Below are 17768 nucleotides of genomic sequence, written 5' to 3'. Positions count from 1 at the left end.
TTTTTTTTGTTTTTCTCATCCTTTACAAAAAACGCCATACGAGATAAGATCGTTATCTTAATTTACTAATTTACTAATTTACTAATTGATCATTGATCATTGATCATTGATAACTGAAAAAGGTGCTTGACCATGGAAAAAGAAATCGTCGAAGAAAAAATAGAAACTCCAGAACTCAACAAAACTGAAACGACTGTCGCTGTCGAAGAACAACAAACGCCTGTCATTGACGATAAAGCAGCAGACATCACCGCCGAAGAGGCTATAGCCGAAGAGGTGATAGCACTTCCCGAAGACGTATCAGCAGAAAATCTTCATGCCGTAGAAGAACCACAGGCTTCCGAAGAACAACAGCCTACAGAAGAACCGAAGCCTCCCGAAGCTATCGAAAAGACCGCCGATAAAACCATTAAACTTGACATCCCTATACCAGCAATCGTTGTCATTGAAGAAAAACCTAAACGCGAGAAGAAAGAAAAGAAGAAAAAAGAAGGGCCGCTTTCTTTGACGAAACTATCCTCCACTATCGATGCTGAAAAAGACGCCTCTGGAAAGATAGAACGTATCATAGATTTTTTGAAAGAAACACTAACACACCGCGAAGGACCGTTCTTTAAAGAGTTCTGGGAAGGACGACGCATGGCGCTAGCAATCTTCGGCGAAGAGATGAAAATCGATGTGCGCACGGCTAAGTGGGAAGAACTCGATAGGCTCTCCCGTGAAGCAAGCAGCCTAAAAGATATCGAAGACGAGCAGTCTTCCTTCGCCGCCGAACAGATAGATATAGCACTATGCGCTGTAGAGAAAGGAATCAAAGATATAGATTCACAGGTCGAAAAAGCACAACGCCACGTCATTGATATCAAAGCCCCACAGCTAAAAAATAATATAGACGTCTACGAGACGATACAGGGAAAACTTACGATATACAACGCATATTCAGAACGTATCAATAGCCTAAGAAAAGAACTTATAAAAGTAGAGATAAAGATACGCGCTAAAAATAAGCTTTTCAAAAGACTCTCTGCAGCAGGGGACAACATCTTCCCTCAGAGAAAAGAACTTGTCAAGACCCTGAGCTCACAGTTTATCGCTGACGTCGATGCTTTTATCGAAAGGAACTTCTCCGAAGATGGCGTCAAAGGAAAGATATATGGGCTGCGCGACGATATCAAAGCATTACAGTCTTTGGCGAAAACCCTTACACTCAACACAAATGCTTTCACCAGCACACGAAAAAAGTTGAGTAAATGCTGGGATGCCATAAAAGATATCGATAAAGAACGCAGGAAAGAGCGTAACGATAAACGCGAAGAGTATAAAGAAAACTATAAAAGCGTCCTCGAAAAGATAACAGCCTTCGAAGAAAAATATGGCACAGGGGAAATGTCAGGACGCGACGCAATAAAAACCCTTAACGATATCACCGTCGATATGCGCGCCATAACGTTAGCATACGACCATGTTAAAAAACTCAAAGAAAAAGTTGCCAAAGCACGGAAAATTATCACCGACAAAGAAAGAGCCGAAGAAGATAAACACCGCGCTAAAGCTGAAGAAAAACGTAAAATTCAAGATGAACAAAAAGAAAAAATACGCGCCGCAGTAGAAGCTTTCGTCGACACCGCTAGAGAACATGACGTCGACACAATAATCTCCGAAAAAGAAACGCTAAGAAAGAAAGTTCAAGAATCGGTGTTGACAAAAGCAGAGAAAATCACGATGGAACGACGCCTGCGTGCCGTCGACGACGAAATAATACGAAAAAAAGATGAAGCACTGCTAGCCCTTTCCGACGACGACCGTGATGCCCTCGACACACTGACACAAGCCCTCGCAGAGAAAAAAGGAAAGCTCAGGACGATGAAAGAAAAACTCGAAGAACATTTCAAAATTAAAGCATCTTCGGGTATGGACTTCGACAAAGCACTGACATATAACGAGCTTATAAAAGAAGAAAAAGAACGTATCGACGACATCGAAAATACCATCACCAAAGTTGAGAAAAAAATCGCAGATGTGAAGAAAAAAGTAGAAAAATAGTGGCATGAAAAAACTTAGCGTCTTTGACCTAGACCATACACTTCTTTCGGTAAACGCCAGCTACCGCTTCGGCGCATACCTATACCGCAATAAAGAGATATCACTGTTTTCAATGCTATACCTCGTATGGTATTATATCAGACATAAAGCCTTTGGTATGTCGCTACGCGAACTTCATGATGCCGTCTTCAAACGGATGCTCATAGGGAAATCACTGGCGGCGATAGTAAAATATGTCGACCCATTCCTCGATAAAATTCTTCCGAAAACACTATATAAGCCCGCTGTAGATAGACTCAGAACAGCACAGAAAGAAAACCATATAGTATACCTTATCTCAAACTCTCCAGCATTCATAGTAGGAAAGATAGCAGAACGCTTGGAAATAAAACGATGGAGAGCGACAACATATGGCCTCGATCAACAAGGAAAGCTCTGCGGAGTAGAATGCATATGGGAAGGCGATGACAAAGCCGACTTCGTAAAAAAAGTTTCCCGCGAAGAAAATATAGCTAAAGAAAACATCACAGTATATACAGACAGCATAATCGATGTGCCACTACTAGAAATAGCAGGACAACCCGTTGCTGTAAACCCCGACAAGCCGTTAAAGGCATTGGCTAGCAAAAAAGGATGGGAAATATTATGAGAAATGATAAAAAACGCGTTGTCATTACAGGGATGGGAATAGTGTCGTGCTTCGGCGATGACGTCGATACATACTATAACAAACTCCTCGCCGGCGAAAGCGGTGTGACAAATATCGATAGGTTCCCATGCGAAGAATTCTCCACAAAGATCGCTGCAGAAGTGCAAAACTTCGACGCCAGCAAATATATCGATAAAAAACAACTGCGCCGCCTCGACGACTATATAATATATATCACCGCCGCCGCAAAAAATGCCTTCGACGACGGAAAATTTTCAGATGCAAACCTTGATAAAACACGATGCGGAGTAATAATAGGATCAGGAATGGGAGGGATGAAGTCGTTCGAAAAAGGCGTTGAAACCGTCGTAAATAAAGGATGCCGCCGCTTGTCGCCGTTCTTCGTGCCACATATCATCACAAATATGGGCGGAGCCTTCGTCGCTATGGAAACAGGCTTCAAAGGACCAAACTACTCAATATCGACAGCATGCGCTACAGCAAACTACTGCATAACGTCAGCAGCAAACCATATACGACACGGCGATGCAGACGTCATGCTCTGCGGTGGCGGCGAAGCAGTGATAACACCGATGGGAATAGCAGGGTTTATGGCGTGTAAGGCGCTATCACAACGTAACGACGCACCAACAAAAGCATCGCGTCCATGGGATAAAGGACGCGATGGCTTCGTCGCCGGAGAAGGCGCCGGTGTCCTCGTCCTCGAAAACCTCGAACACGCACAACAGCGAGGAGCAACAATATACGCGGAATACCTAGGAGGAAGCTTCTCGTGCGATGCATACCATATGACAAGCCCATGCCCCGACGGCTCAGGAGCAAAGCTGTGTATGAAGAAAACCCTCGAAGATGCCGGCATTGCCGCCGAAGATGTTAACTATATCAACACCCACGGTACCTCGACACAAGCAGGCGATATGGCGGAAATAAAAGCAATGCAAGACGTCTTCGGAGCACGCAAAAGCCTTACAATAAATTCCACGAAGTCGATGATAGGACATGGCCTCGCCGCAGCAGGAGGCTTCGAAGCTATAGCGACAATAAAAGCTATAACGACAGGAAATATACACCCCACGATAAATATCGAAGACCCAGAACCCGAAATCGCAGACTTCAACGCTCCACAAAAAGCAGAACAACACGACATCACCGCCGCAATGTCGAACTCCTTCGGATTCGGAGGACATAACAGCGCCATAATCTTAGCACCATATAACCCGTGAACAAGCCATGAAAAAAGTACGCTCCTACGGAATAATACCCCTTAAGAAAAAAGACGACGGATGGCACGTCCTAATAACACGTCATTACGAAGGACACTGGGGATTCCCTAAAGGAAGGCCAGAAAAAGATGAACAACCCCTTGATACCGCAAAGCGTGAGCTTCACGAAGAAACAGGACTCGATATCGTAAAACTCGTAAAACCCGAGCCCCTTGAAGAACATTATACCTTCACAAAAAATGATATAACGTTCGATAAAGCCGTCACATATTATATCGCAGAAGTAGAAGGTGTTGTAATACTGCAACACGACGAAGTCCTCGAAAGCATGTGGGTAAAAGTCGAAGAGGCTGAACAGTATGTCTCCTTCCCAGAAACAAAAAAACTTTGTGCGGCATTATCAATGTTCAATGATCAATGTTCAATGTAAATGCTGCTTCGCAGCATTTTAAAAAGATAGCTCTTGACTTTTAACACCCAATACGACGAAACTGTGTTAGTTCTTACATTTTTTGAGGAAAATTTACTAAAAGATTATGGGAAAAAAAGAAGATACCATAAAAATTCAAGGAAAAGTTACACAACTTCTTCCTAATATGACTTTTAAGGTCGTACTAGATAACAAGATGGAAGTCCATGCCCACCTGTGTGGGAAAATGCGGATGAGGAATATCCGTGTATTGGTCGGCGATACCGTTACGGTGGAATTGTCGCCATATGACCTGACAAAAGCACGTATTACATACAGAGAAAGATAAAATATACAAAAATATTGTCGTAGGTGTTGCTTTATATTAGCAGGATCTCTACAATGTATGTTTCTTCATCCCTGAGAGTGTGCTTTATAGCTGCACTTTGTGCCCAGATAGCTCAGGGGTAGAGCACTTGCATGGTAAGCAAGTGGTCGTAGGTTCAATTCCTACTCTGGGCAAGTTTGTAAGTAAGTAACAATAAAGAAATTATTATACCAGTTTTAGTTTAACAGAGGATTTTAAAAAGATGGCAAAAGAAACCTTTCAAAGGAATAAACCACACGTAAATATTGGTACCATTGGTCACGTCGACCACGGTAAAACCACGCTAACCGCTGCAATAACAAAAACACTTGCAGAAGCCGGAGGTGCTAAGTTTCGTTCTTTCGAATCTATCGATAACACCCCAGAAGAAAAAGCTCGCGGTATTACGATAAACTCGGCACACGTAGAATACGAGACCGAAAATCGTCACTACGCTCACGTCGACTGCCCAGGACACGCCGACTACGTTAAAAACATGATCACCGGTGCCGCACAGATGGATGGAGCTATCCTCGTAGTAGCAGCAACAGACGGTGCTATGCCACAGACTAAAGAACACGTCCTCCTCGCTCGCCAAGTTGGTGTGCCAGCTATCGTCGTCTTCCTTAACAAAGTCGATATGCTCGCAGAAGAAGATATGGAACTTATCGAACTCGTTGAAATGGAACTTGAAGAACTCCTCGCCGAAAAAGGATATGAGGATACTCCTATCGTAAAAGGTTCAGCACTGAAAGCTCTAGAAGGTGATGCCGAAGCTACAAAAGGTATCATGGAATTGATGAGCGTCGTCGACGAGAAAATTCCAACACCAGAACGTGAAGTCGATAAGCCTTACCTAATGCCTATCGAAGACGTCTTCTCAATATCAGGACGCGGAACAGTAGTAACAGGCCGTGTTGAGCGTGGCGTAATACGCATCAACGATAAAATTCAGATCGTCGGTATCGAAGACACTCGCGAAACTGTCGCTACTGGACTCGAGATGTTCAACAAACTACTCGATGAAGCTCGCGCTGGTGAAAATGTAGGTGTCCTCCTAAGAGGCGTCGACAAAAATGACGTGCAACGTGGTATGGTCTTGGCAGCACCAGGAACATGCACGCCACATAAGAAATTTAAAGGCACAGTATACGTCCTCAAAAAAGAAGAAGGTGGACGTCATAAGCCGTTCTTTACTGGATACCGCCCACAGTTCTTCTTCAGAACAACAGACGTTACAGGTACCGTATCACTACCAGAAGGTGTGGAAATGGTTATGCCTGGCGATAACGTCGAGCTTACCGGTGAACTCATAACACCAATAGCTATGGAAAAAGGTATGCGCTTTGCTATCCGCGAAGGTGGACATACTATCGGCGCCGGTACTGTTACCGATATTATCGAATAACAGCACAGAAAATAATAAAGAAGTAGCAAAGGAAACTTTGCTACTTCTTTCTATATCACAAAATATTGTGGTAGCGCGCGGAGAATGCGATACAATAAAAAAAATATTGAAGCGAGACCCGGGCTTATAAAAAAAAGACATTGCGAGGGTGTGTAGCTCAGCTGGTAGAGCAGCGATCTCCAAAGTCGCCGGTCGGGGGTTCGAGTCCCTCCGCACTCGATGTGAGTTCTAACCATAAAATGACGATACGGTAATAATATGGTAACGAAAAAACAGAAGATAAAAAAGACAGCAAAGACAAAGAATTTTAACTTCGTCGGAGATGTCAAAGAAGAACTCAAAAAGATTTCGTGGACAACGAAAGAAGAACTGAAAATATATACGAAGATAGTAGTAGCTTCTACGTTTGTCTTCGGCCTCGTGATATATTGTGCAGATGTAGTAATACAACAAGCACTGTCCGTCGCAGGAATAATGTTTAAGTTCTTTGTAGGATAAAAAAAACACAGAGATACGATGATGCATAAATGGTATGTTCTACAGGTGATGTCAAGCTTAGAGAAAAAGACAAAAAAGGCTCTCGAAGAGAACCGTAATGTCAAAGGTATGAACGACGATATCAGCGAAGTGTTGCTTCCTACTGAAAATGTCTCAGAAGTTAAAAATGGAAAAAGACAGGTCGTAGAGAAAAGACTGTGGCCAGGATACCTCTTAATAAAGATGGTCCTCAACGATGATTCGTGGTCGTATGTGAAAAATACAAACGGAGTTATAGGATTCCTCGGCGGAGAGAATCCACAGCCACTGACCGATAATGAGATGGTATCGATACTCGATGACCTTAAAGATAAAAAAGAAAGCATTACACAGAAATATCAGTTTGAAATTGGCAGTAAAGTTAAAATTATCGATGGCGTCTTTATAAATTTCGTTGGAGAAATAACAGAAGTCTTCCCCGAAAAAGGACGTATCAGCGTGAAAGTGTCGATATTCGGAAGAGATACACGTGTCGATGACCTCGAACTGTGGCAAGTAGAAGAAGTCACTGAAGAATAGTTGTAAAGATAACAGGATAAAGGGAAACCGATGGCTAAAAAGAAAAAAATATCGAAAGTAATAAAATTGCAACTGCAGGCAGGGAAAGCTAATCCAGCACCTCCTACAGGACCCGCTCTTGGTGCCGCAGGCGTTAACATCATGGGATTCTGTAAAGAATTTAACAGCAGAACGCAAGATAAAGCAGGAGACCTTCTCCCCGTAGTGATAACAGTGTACGCCGACAGGTCTTTCACCTTCGTAACAAAACAACCGCCGATGTCAAGCTTGATAAAAAAAGAAGCAGGAATAGAGTCGGGATCAGCAGTGCCTAACCGCGACAAAGTAGCTAAGCTCACCATCAACCAAGTTAAAGAGATCGTGAAAAAGAAAAAGCAAGACCTGAATTCACGATGTGAAGAATCGGCAATGCAGGTAGTGATGGGAACGGCACGGTCTATGGGTGTGGATATAGTAGGAAACGATGAAAGTACAGAGATAATCGTGACGCCAGAGATGATAGCAGAAAGAAAAATGAGAGAAGAACAGGCTAACGCGAATAAAGAAGAAAACAAAAAGACAGACGAAAACTCAGAGAGCAAAGAAAATACAGAGACTAAAGAAAGCCAAGAGACAAAAAAATAATGATAAGTAAAAGATCAAAAGAAATAAAAAAGAACGTCGAAAGTGACAAACTCTATACCTTCGCCGAAGCCGTCGACATAATAAAAAAATGTCCGACATTGAAATTCGACGAGACTATCGATATGTCAATAAAACTCGGCGTCGATACAAGAAAAGCCGACCAGCAAGTGCGTGGAACGGTAACGCTTCCACACGGCACGGGCAAGACAATATCAATAGTTGTCATCGCACAAGGCGATAAAGTTCAAGAGGCCATTGACGCCGGCGCTGACCACGTCGGAAATAAAGAGATTATCGAAAAGATAAAAGGCGGATGGACAGGCTTCGATGTCATCATCGCAACGCCAGATATGATGAGAGAGATAGGGAAACTAGGAAAAATCCTAGGACCTAGAGGGCTGATGCCTACACCAAAGGCAGGGACCGTCACAATGGACGTCGCTAAGGCCGTAAAAGAAGTGAAACTCGGAAAAATAGAATATAAGTTCGACAAGCATGGCGTGATAAACCTCGCCGTAGGGAAATTGTCATTCGATGCCGAGAATATCGTAGACAATATAAAAACTGTCCTCAAAGCAATATGGCGCGCTAAACCCGCTGCCGTAAAAGGAAAATATATACAGTCCTTATTCATATCATCGACAATGGGGCCTGGGATAAAAATCGAAGAAAAAGAAATACAATTGACATAGCGACACACATAAAGGAGTCGAGCAGTGCGTAAAGAAAAACAACTTCTTCTAGACGAAATAACAGATAAAATAGACGATATGCCGTCGTTTGTAATGACACGATATCATAAGATGTCGGCAAACATAGCAAACGACTTCCGTGGCGAACTCGAAAAAGCACAAGGCGAACTCGAAGTCGTAAGAAAACGCGTCTTGCTTAAAGCTTTAGAAGTCGCAGGAATAGAAGGTGTCGATAAAAGCCTGCTAGAAGGACATATCGGCGTGGTCTTCACAAAAGAAGACCCAGTAGAAGTCGCAAAGACGATATATGACTTCAGCAAAGGCAATGAAAATAGCATAGAAGTCGTTGGCGGACGCATCGAAGGTAAACTGTATCTCGCCGATGATGTCGAGCGTCTGTCGAAGCTACCAAGCAAAGACCAGATGCGCGCACAGCTTATCGGTACACTACAGGCACCAATGGCACAAACGCTGTCGGTAATGAACTCACTGCTTACAAGCGTGATGCACTGCCTAGAGAATAAAGCAAAAAAAGAATCATAAGATAACAACGTTACATTTTAATCTACATTAAGAGAGGGAAAAAACCGTGAGTAAAACAGAAGAACTTGTAAAAGAACTTAGCAAATTGACAGTACTGGAAATGGCAGAACTGAAAAAAGCTCTAGAAGAAGAATGGGGAGTCGAAGCAGCAGCAGCAGCAGTAGCAGTAGCAGCCCCAGCTGAAGGTGGCGCCGCTCAAGAAGCCGCTGAAGAAAGCACAGAATTTGAAGTCACATTGGTAGAAGTCCCAGCAGCGAAGAAAATCGCCGTCATCAAGATCGTAAGAGAACTTACAGGACTTGGACTTAAAGAAGCTAAAGAACTAGTAGAAGCAGCTCCTAAAGTCATTAAAGAGTCTGTCTCAAAGACAGAGTCCGAAGAGATCGTTAAAAAGATCGAAGAGACCGGTGCTAAAGTTACAGTAAAAGGCTTATAAAAGTTAAAATAAGTATAAAAAAAAAGATCGTTACGGTAAGGAAGCAGGACATAATGTGTTTCTGCTTCCTTAACGCTATTTCGAAAACGTAGTAAAATGCTATATAGGACACCTGTCCTGTGACGCATATTTACTACGCTTTTTGTGATTAAGAAATCTTTAAGATATAACATCTTAGGAGCTACCCAAAATATGTTGAAAAGACCGCCGAAACGTGTAGGATTTGTTGAGAAAAAAGAGACTATCGATCTCCCTAACCTCATAGAAATCCAGGTGAAATCGTATAAAGAATTCCTTCAGATGAACCTTCTCCCTCATGAGAGAGAAAAGATCGGTCTTCAGGAGATCTTCAGCGAAATCTTCCCAATAAAGTCGTATGACGAGAAAACTATCTTAGAGTTTATCTCCTACGACCTCGGAGTACCCCGTTACACCCCAGACGAAAGCATACGCCGCGGCATAAGCTATAACGTCACACTGAAAGTAAAGTTCAGACTAACAGACGAGACGGGTATTAAAGAAGAAGAAGTGTATATGGGAACGCTCCCTGTCATGACAGAAGACGGAACTTTTGTTATCAATGGTGCAGAGCGTGTCATCGTATCGCAGCTTCACCGCTCGCCGGGAATATGCTTCGAACAACACCGTCACCTTAAAGGGATGATGCTATACTCTTTCCGTATAATACCATATCGCGGAAGCTGGCTCGAAGCGTCTTTCGATATGAACGATAACATATATGTCTATATCGACAGAAAAAAACGCCGACGTAAGATTCTGGCGACAACGTTCATAAGAACGCTAGGATATTCTTCCGACGCCGATATCATAGAAGAATTCTTCGACACTAGACGTATAAAAATACGCTCAGAGAAAGATTTCTCTAAACTCGTTGGTCGTATCCTCGCCGAAGACGTCGCTAATGATGAGAACGAAGTGGTATATGGCAAAGCCGGAGAGAAACTTACAACGGCAATGCTTAAGCGTATGGTCGATGCAGGAATTAAAATGGTGCGTATCGCCGAAGATGCCGATGAGAATAATGCCATAATAAAGATGCTAAGCAAAGACCCTACAGATTCTTATGAGTCTGCGCTAAAAGATTTCTACCGTAAACTACGACCAGGTGAACCAGCAACCCTTGCAAACGCACGCTCTGCGATGATGAGACTATTCTTCGACGCAAAAAGATATAACCTCGGACGCGTAGGAAGATATAAGATCAACAGCAAACTCGGCACCGAAGTCACCGATGAAACTCTCGCTGTAGTGACTCTTACAAAAGAAGACGTCATCAACGCACTGAAATACCTCCTGAAGCTAAAAAGAGGCGACGAAGAGGCCCTCGTCGATGATATCGATCACCTTGGAAATAGACGCGTACGTTCCGTAGGAGAACTTATACAGAACCAATGCCGTGTAGGATTGGCGCGGATGGAAAAGATAATAAAAGAACGCATGAATCTTTTCGACTTCTCGTCAGATACAATGACACCAGGGAAGATAGTATCAGCGAAAGGATTAGCAGGAGTGCTAAAAGATTTCTTCGGAAGATCGCAGCTTTCACAGTTTATGGATCAAACAAATCCAATAGCAGAACTTACACATAAACGCCGACTGTCGTCACTAGGACCCGGAGGACTTAACAGAGAACGCGCTGGATTCGAAGTTCGTGACGTGCATTCAAGCCACTACGGAAGAGTATGTCCAATCGAAACCCCTGAAGGACCGAATATCGGACTTATTGTTTCGCTGTCGACATACGCAAAAATTAACGAGTTCGGGTTCATAGAAACACCGTATTGTATAGTACGTGATGGTGTCGTCACCGACGAAATAGAATATATGACCGCCGACCAAGAAGAGAAGTGTATCATAGCACAGGCGTCAGCACCACTAGACGAATTCAGGATGTTCGCAGAGAAACATTGCTGGGCACGACACCGCGGTGAGTCGACAGAGATAGAAACATCAGTAATAACTCATATGGACGTCTCGTCAAAACAGCTAGTATCGATAGTGACAGGGCTTATTCCATTCCTAGAACACGATGATGCAAACCGTGCACTTATGGGCTCTAATATGCAGCGGCAAGCAGTGCCACTACTAAAAGCTGAAGCGCCAATAGTAGGTACTGGACTAGAAGCGCGTACAGCGCGAGACTCCGGAGCTGTCATCGTAGCTGAAGAATCAGGAACGGTAGAATATGTCGACGGACACGTCATAGTAATAGCACCAAAGAAAAACCCCCTTAAGAAGAAAACATACGATCTTAAGAAATTTATACGCTCGAACTCGGGGACCTGTATAAACCAACAGCCACTGTGTAACGTTGGTGATAAAATCCGTGTCGGTGATGTCATCGCCGATGGCCCAGCTATCGACAAAGGTGAAATCGCCCTAGGAAAGAACGTCCTCGTTGCCTTCATGCCATGGTGTGGATACAACTATGAAGATGCTATTATCATCTCAGAAAAACTTCTTCGTAAAGACACCTATACATCTGTGCATATCGAAGAATTCGAACTCACAGCACGCGATACCAAGCTCGGAAAAGAAGAGATAACACGCGATATCCCCAACGTCTCCGAAGAAGCGCTAGCAAACCTCGGCGACGATGGTATAATACGCGTCGGCGCAGAAGTCCGGCCAGGAGATATCCTAGTAGGGAAAATAACGCCTAAATCAGAGACAGAACTTTCACCAGAAGAACGACTGCTTAGAGCAATCTTCGGCGAGAAAGCCGCCGATGTTAAAGATGCCTCATTAATAGCACCACCAGGAACGGAAGGTGTCGTTATGGATGTAAAAGTCTTTAGCAGAAGAGATAGACTCTCGAAGACAGACGATGAACTCGTAGAAGAAAGCAATAGACTTAAAGATCTACAGCAAGAATATCACGATAAACTCGCAGAACTGCAGCTCGACAGAAGAGAAAATCTCGGTGCTCTGCTTCTCGATGAGAAAGCCGCCGCAACGATAATACATCGTACTACAGCGGAAGTTATCATCAAAGAAGGCGGGATGTATACACAAGAACTTATCGAAGTCCTCGAAAACGAGAAAGTCGAAGACCTGCTCGTCCCTAAAGATGATGTTTGTGTTATGATCCTAGACATACTTCGTAAATACGAACGCGGTATCGAAGAACTCGAAACAATATATAAAAGCGAACTCGAAACAATACGTAAAGGCGATGCAGGACTAGACCCAGGGGTCATCAGACAAGTTAAAGTATATATCGCTACTAAACGTAAGCTGCAGGTCGGCGATAAGATGGCAGGACGACACGGTAATAAAGGTGTCGTATCATGTATCATCCCAGAAGCTGATATGCCATACCTCGACGATGGACAGACAGTAGAAATAATCCTTAATCCATTAGGCGTTCCTTCACGGATGAATATGGGACAGCTCTTAGAAACACACCTCGGCTTCGCAGCACGTAGAGCAGGGATATATATCAAGAGCCCCGTCTTCGAAGGCTTCCCAGAAGAAAATATCTGGGATATGATGGAAGAACAAGGACTGCCACGCGATGGTAAGCTGATTCTATACGATGGACGTACCGGAGAACGCTTCGATAATAAAGTCGTTGTAGGGTATATATATATGCTGAAACTAGGACACCTCGTTGCCGATAAGATCCACGCTAGAGCAGTAGGACCATACTCGCTAGTAACACAACAACCACTAGGTGGTAAGGCACAAAGGGGTGGACAGCGCTTCGGAGAGATGGAAGTTTGGGCATTAGAAGCTTATGGTGCTGCACACCTACTACAAGAGATGCTTACCGTTAAGTCCGATGACGTCGCAGGACGTACCAGAATCTACGAATCGATAGTAAAAGGCAATAACACGCTAAGCGCCGGAACGCCAGAATCCTTCAATGTCTTGATAAAAGAGATGCAAGGATTATGTCTTGATGTTCGCGCTTGTACCGCCGAAGAATAACAATACAAATATACCTCCTGAGAACACTCTCGGGAGGGATGTTTTCGCGTTAACAAATAAATAATTATATAGGTGTCATATATGTTCGAGGAAAAGCAAAACACAGAAAGTGATTTCGATAGGCTTATGATTAAAGTCGCTTCCGATGACGTTATCCGCAACAAATGGTCACGAGGCGAAATAAAAAAACCCGAGACGATAAACTACAGAACCTTCAAACCAGAAAAAGGCGGCCTTTTTTGTGAGAAAATCTTCGGGCCAACAAAAGACTGGGAATGCGCATGCGGAAAATATAAGAAAATAAAACATAAAGGCATCGTATGTGATAGATGCGGCGTAGAGATAACACTCTCGAAAGTGCGACGCGACCGCATGGCACATATCGACCTCGCCGTTCCTGTAGTACATATTTGGTTCTTCAAAACTACACCATCACGAATAGGAAACGTCCTCGGAATGTCCGGCGCCGACCTCGAACGCGTTATATACTACGAAGAATGGATAGTAACCGATCCAGGACAAACAATACTAGACAGAAAACAGCTGCTTAACGATGCCGAATATGCCGAGGCTAAAGAAAAATGGGGACGCGATGCCTTCGTCGCTAAAATGGGCGCAGAAGCAATATATGATCTTCTTGGTAATGAAGATATGGAAACCCTCCTAAGCACACTCAAAGAAAAACTCCACAAAACAAAATCTGTGCAAGCACGGATGAAGCTAGCAAAACGCCTTAAAATTGTTGAAGGACTCGTCTCCTCGAAAAACCAGCCAGAATGGATGGTTATGTCGTGCGTGCCAGTAATACCACCAGACCTTCGACCTCTAGTACCTCTCGACGGCGGACGCTTCGCAACGTCAGACCTTAACGATCTATATCGCCGCGTTATCAACAGAAACAACAGACTTAAAGCAATACTTAGACTTAAGACGCCAGAAGTCATCGTTAGAAACGAAAAAAGGATGCTACAAGAAGCTGTCGATGCTCTCATCGATAACGGCAGACACGGACACCCTGTTATGGGAGCAGGAAATCGCCCTCTGAAGTCCCTGTCAGAAATGCTTAAAGGTAAACAAGGACGCTTCAGACAAAACCTTCTAGGTAAGCGCGTCGACTACTCAGGACGTTCTGTTATAATGGTAGGACCAGAACTTAAATTCAACCAGTGCGGCCTCCCTAAGCTCATGGCGCTAGAACTCTTTGAGCCGTTCATCGTGAAAAAACTCAAAGATCGACACCACGTCTTTACAATACGCTCTGCAAAGAAAATGATACAGCGGCAGACAGAAGAAGTGTGGGACGTTCTAGAAGAAGTTATTCAAGGACACCCTGTACTACTCAACAGAGCGCCGACACTGCACCGCCTAGGTATACAGGCTTTCGAGCCCGTACTTATCGAAGGTAAAGCAATACGTATACATCCACTAGTATGTTCTGCCTTCAACGCCGACTTTGATGGTGACCAGATGGCAGTACATATCCCTCTTTCAATAGAAGCACAGATAGAAGCTAAGACGCTAATGATGGCACCAGATAACATATTCCTGCCATCGTCAGGGAAGCCTAGCGCCGTTCCTAGTCAGGATATGACACTAGGACTGTACCACTTGATGAGCGACCCACTATATATCCCAGAAGATCACGGGAAGAAAACTAGGATTTTTTCTAACACAGAAGAAGTCCTCCTCGCCCTAGAGGCCGGCGGAAGCTATAACTGGTATTATGACCCTGCAAGCCTCGATGCCAACAAAGGTAAAAAGAAAAAAGCGCCAACAGCACGACGTGATGATTACGGCCATGGCATGCATACCCACGAACTTATAAAATTAAGAACGAAAAATGGTATCATAGAAACAACGCCAGGACGCGTTATCTTTAATATCATCGTGCCAGAAGAACTAGGGTTTAGAAACTATAGCCTTCCAAAGAAAAAGATGGGCGAACTCGTCATGGAATGCTACAAAAAACTCGGCATGGAAAAAACAGTGAAATTCCTTGACGATCTCAAAACTTTGGGATTCGCAGAAGCAACGAAAGCATCGCTGTCGATGGGTATCTGCGACGTTTGTGTCCCAGAAAAGAAAGGAGAAGTCCTTGACGAAGCTCATAAACGCGTAGATGTCGTAAAAAAACAATACGAAGATGGTATCATCACCGACGGAGAACGACACTCCAAAACAATAAGTATATGGAATGAAGTAGCTGATGAGCTCGCCGAAGACCTTTTCAAACACCTTGGCGATGTCAAAGAATGCGCTCATAACCCTCTTACGTTGATGATGGACTCCGGAGCACGAGGAAATAGATCGCAGGTGCGTCAGCTAGGAGCATTGCGAGGACTAATGGCTAAGCCGTCAGGAGAGATTATAGAATCACCGATAACGTCGAACTTCAGAGAAGGACTGTCGGTGCTAGAATACTTCATATCATCACACGGAGCACGTAAAGGTCTCGCCGATACCGCGCTAAAAACCGCAGACTCAGGATACCTAACAAGACGTCTCGTCGATGTATCACAAGATGTTATCGTCACACAAAAAGACTGCGGAACACTTAATGGTATAGAAGTCTCAGAGATAAAACAAGGACAAGAAGAACTCCTTCCTCTACAAGACCGTATCTACGGCCGTACCGTATTCGATGATATATATATGCCAGGAGATAGCACGAAACTTCTCGCAAAAAGCGGCGACACATTGACGCGTGAACAGGCAGAAGCTATCGACGATGCAGGGATCAGCAGCCTGAAAATACGCTCTCCATTGACATGCGAAGCACGCCGAGGCGTTTGTGTTAAATGCTACGGAACAAACCTCGCCAACGGAGATATCGTAAGCTTCGGAGAGGCTATAGGAATAATAGCAGCACAGTCGATCGGAGAACCAGGAACACAGCTGACTATGCGTACTTTCCACCTTGGAGGTATAGCATCATCGATGAAAAGCCCAGAACTCATCGCTGAACAAAAGGGTGTCCTGATATATACCGATATACGATATGTTCAGAATAAAGAAGGGCACAACCTAATACTAAATAAAAACGGTGCCCTTAACGTCCTAAGAGACGAAGGACGTACTATAGAAGAATATAAAAAACTCCTCGAAACAAAATCTATAGAACCGCTTCAGCATTTCACCGTAGAACTAGGAACAAAAGTTCTATATGAAGACGGAGCAATGATAAAGAAAGGAGATAAAATCGCCGACGTCGAACAGCACAACGTCCCTATTATCTGTGATAAGCCGGGATATGTCCGCTACGAAGACCTCGTCGAAGGGATCTCTACACAAAAAGATTTCAACAAACAGACCGGACAGACAGAACTTACAATAAAACAACACCGCGGAGAACTGCACCCGCAAATAGCAATATATTCCGATAAAGAAGGAAAAGAACTCGTCGGAACATACGCATTGCCGTCAGGAGCTATACTGTCGGTGAAAGAAAAAGAATATGTCGAAGCAGGAAAACTCTTGGCAAGATTGCCACGAGGAGCGATAAAGACGAAAGATATAACCGGAGGACTGCCGCGCGTTGCAGAACTCTTCGAAGCACGTAAGCCAAAAGACTCCGCTGAGATAGCGAAACTCGATGGTATAGTAGACTTCCGAGGAGTACAGAAAAATAAACGCATCGTTGTAGTAAAAGATGAAAAGACCGGTATGGAAGAAGAACACCTCGTACCACATACCAAACACTTAATAGTACAACGTGGCGATGCTGTGATAAAAGGACAACAGCTCACCGATGGCCTTGTCATCCCTCATGAGATACTAGAAGTCTGCGGCATAAGAGAACTGCAAAAATACCTCGTTAACCAGGTGCAAGAAGTGTATCGTCTTCAGGGTGTCGATATCAACGATAAACATATCGAAATTATCGTTAAACAGATGCTCAAAAAAGTGCGTATCACCGACCCAGGAGATACAACGCTGCTATACGGCGAAGAAGTCGAGAAACATAAGTTCTATGACGAAAATTCAAAGGTAATGGAAGAAGGCGGTAAGCCAGCACAGGCAACACCAGTGCTTCTAGGTATAACAAAAGCATCGCTTGCAACAGACTCTTTCATCTCGGCAGCATCGTTCCAGGATACTACGCGTATCCTAACAGAAGCAGCATGTTCAGGGAAGACAGACCACCTCCGAGGGTTTAAAGAAAATGTCATCATGGGACATATCATACCAGGCGGAACAGGATTTAAAAAGCATGCAAATGCAGATAGCTTGCTCGCCGATCAAGAACCCGATATGAAAGCACTCTTCGACTTCGAAAGCGAAGGACTGGCAGTAGTCAATGAGCAATGATCAATAAACAATGATCAATAGAAAGTTGGTTTTTA

At 43.9% G+C, this 17768-nt stretch carries 14 protein-coding genes and 2 tRNA genes; all 16 read left to right on the top strand.

What is annotated here, in order from left to right; all coding sequences use genetic code 11:
- The first annotated feature begins 132 nt into the window (after nucleotides 1-132).
- On the top strand, nucleotides 133-2043 hold the full coding sequence (locus tag HN980_01020) for a hypothetical protein (protein ID MBT6928067.1): 1911 nt from the start codon (nucleotides 133-135) through the stop codon (nucleotides 2041-2043).
- 4 nt (nucleotides 2044-2047) lie between these two features.
- Nucleotides 2048-2692: an HAD-IB family hydrolase gene (locus HN980_01015; protein MBT6928066.1), complete on the top strand. Its 645-nt coding sequence runs from the start codon at nucleotides 2048-2050 to the stop codon at nucleotides 2690-2692.
- A complete protein-coding gene (fabF, locus tag HN980_01010) occupies nucleotides 2689-3936 on the top strand; it encodes a beta-ketoacyl-ACP synthase II (GenBank protein ID MBT6928065.1) in 1248 nt (415 codons plus the stop codon). Before HN980_01015 ends, fabF begins: the two co-directional genes overlap by 4 nt.
- A gap of 7 nt (nucleotides 3937-3943) precedes the next feature.
- Nucleotides 3944-4366 carry an NUDIX domain-containing protein gene (locus tag HN980_01005; protein ID MBT6928064.1) on the top strand — a complete coding sequence of 141 codons (423 nt, stop codon included), beginning with the start codon at nucleotides 3944-3946 and terminating at the stop codon, nucleotides 4364-4366.
- 106 nt (nucleotides 4367-4472) lie between these two features.
- Nucleotides 4473-4694: a translation initiation factor IF-1 gene (gene infA, locus HN980_01000; GenBank protein ID MBT6928063.1), complete on the top strand. Its 222-nt coding sequence runs from the start codon at nucleotides 4473-4475 to the stop codon at nucleotides 4692-4694.
- A 101-nt stretch (nucleotides 4695-4795) separates the two neighbouring features.
- Nucleotides 4796-4867: transfer RNA gene (locus tag HN980_00995), tRNA-Thr, on the top strand.
- A 68-nt stretch (nucleotides 4868-4935) separates the two neighbouring features.
- Nucleotides 4936-6120, top strand: a complete 1185-nt coding sequence (gene tuf / locus HN980_00990) for an elongation factor Tu (protein MBT6928062.1) — start codon at nucleotides 4936-4938, stop codon at nucleotides 6118-6120.
- A gap of 146 nt (nucleotides 6121-6266) precedes the next feature.
- Nucleotides 6267-6339, top strand: a tRNA-Trp gene (locus HN980_00985).
- A 39-nt stretch (nucleotides 6340-6378) separates the two neighbouring features.
- On the top strand, nucleotides 6379-6618 hold the full coding sequence (secE, locus tag HN980_00980) for a preprotein translocase subunit SecE (GenBank protein ID MBT6928061.1): 240 nt from the start codon (nucleotides 6379-6381) through the stop codon (nucleotides 6616-6618).
- A 21-nt stretch (nucleotides 6619-6639) separates the two neighbouring features.
- Nucleotides 6640-7176, top strand: a complete 537-nt coding sequence (gene nusG, locus HN980_00975) for a transcription termination/antitermination protein NusG (GenBank protein MBT6928060.1) — start codon at nucleotides 6640-6642, stop codon at nucleotides 7174-7176.
- A 30-nt stretch (nucleotides 7177-7206) separates the two neighbouring features.
- Nucleotides 7207-7800, top strand: coding sequence for a 50S ribosomal protein L11 (gene rplK, locus HN980_00970; GenBank protein MBT6928059.1), 594 nt, complete (start codon nucleotides 7207-7209; stop codon nucleotides 7798-7800).
- A complete protein-coding gene (locus HN980_00965) occupies nucleotides 7800-8492 on the top strand; it encodes a 50S ribosomal protein L1 (GenBank protein ID MBT6928058.1) in 693 nt (230 codons plus the stop codon). Before rplK ends, HN980_00965 begins: the two co-directional genes overlap by 1 nt.
- A gap of 24 nt (nucleotides 8493-8516) precedes the next feature.
- On the top strand, nucleotides 8517-9035 hold the full coding sequence (locus tag HN980_00960; GenBank protein MBT6928057.1) for a 50S ribosomal protein L10: 519 nt from the start codon (nucleotides 8517-8519) through the stop codon (nucleotides 9033-9035).
- Nucleotides 9036-9081: 46 nt separating this feature from the next.
- Entirely contained in the window at nucleotides 9082-9471 is a 390-nt protein-coding gene (gene rplL / locus HN980_00955; protein MBT6928056.1) for a 50S ribosomal protein L7/L12, read from the top strand.
- 195 nt (nucleotides 9472-9666) lie between these two features.
- Nucleotides 9667-13425 carry a DNA-directed RNA polymerase subunit beta gene (rpoB, locus tag HN980_00950; protein ID MBT6928055.1) on the top strand — a complete coding sequence of 1253 codons (3759 nt, stop codon included), beginning with the start codon at nucleotides 9667-9669 and terminating at the stop codon, nucleotides 13423-13425.
- An 81-nt stretch (nucleotides 13426-13506) separates the two neighbouring features.
- Nucleotides 13507-17733, top strand: a complete 4227-nt coding sequence (gene rpoC, locus HN980_00945; GenBank protein MBT6928054.1) for a DNA-directed RNA polymerase subunit beta' — start codon at nucleotides 13507-13509, stop codon at nucleotides 17731-17733.
- Nucleotides 17734-17768 lie beyond the last annotated feature (35 nt).

The sequence above is a fragment of the Waddliaceae bacterium genome, from assembly GCA_018694295.1.
Classification (GTDB): domain Bacteria; phylum Chlamydiota; class Chlamydiia; order Chlamydiales; family JABHNK01; genus JABHNK01.
The sequence above is the reverse complement of the archived record's forward strand: the minus strand, read 5'-3'. Positions and strand labels throughout refer to the sequence as shown.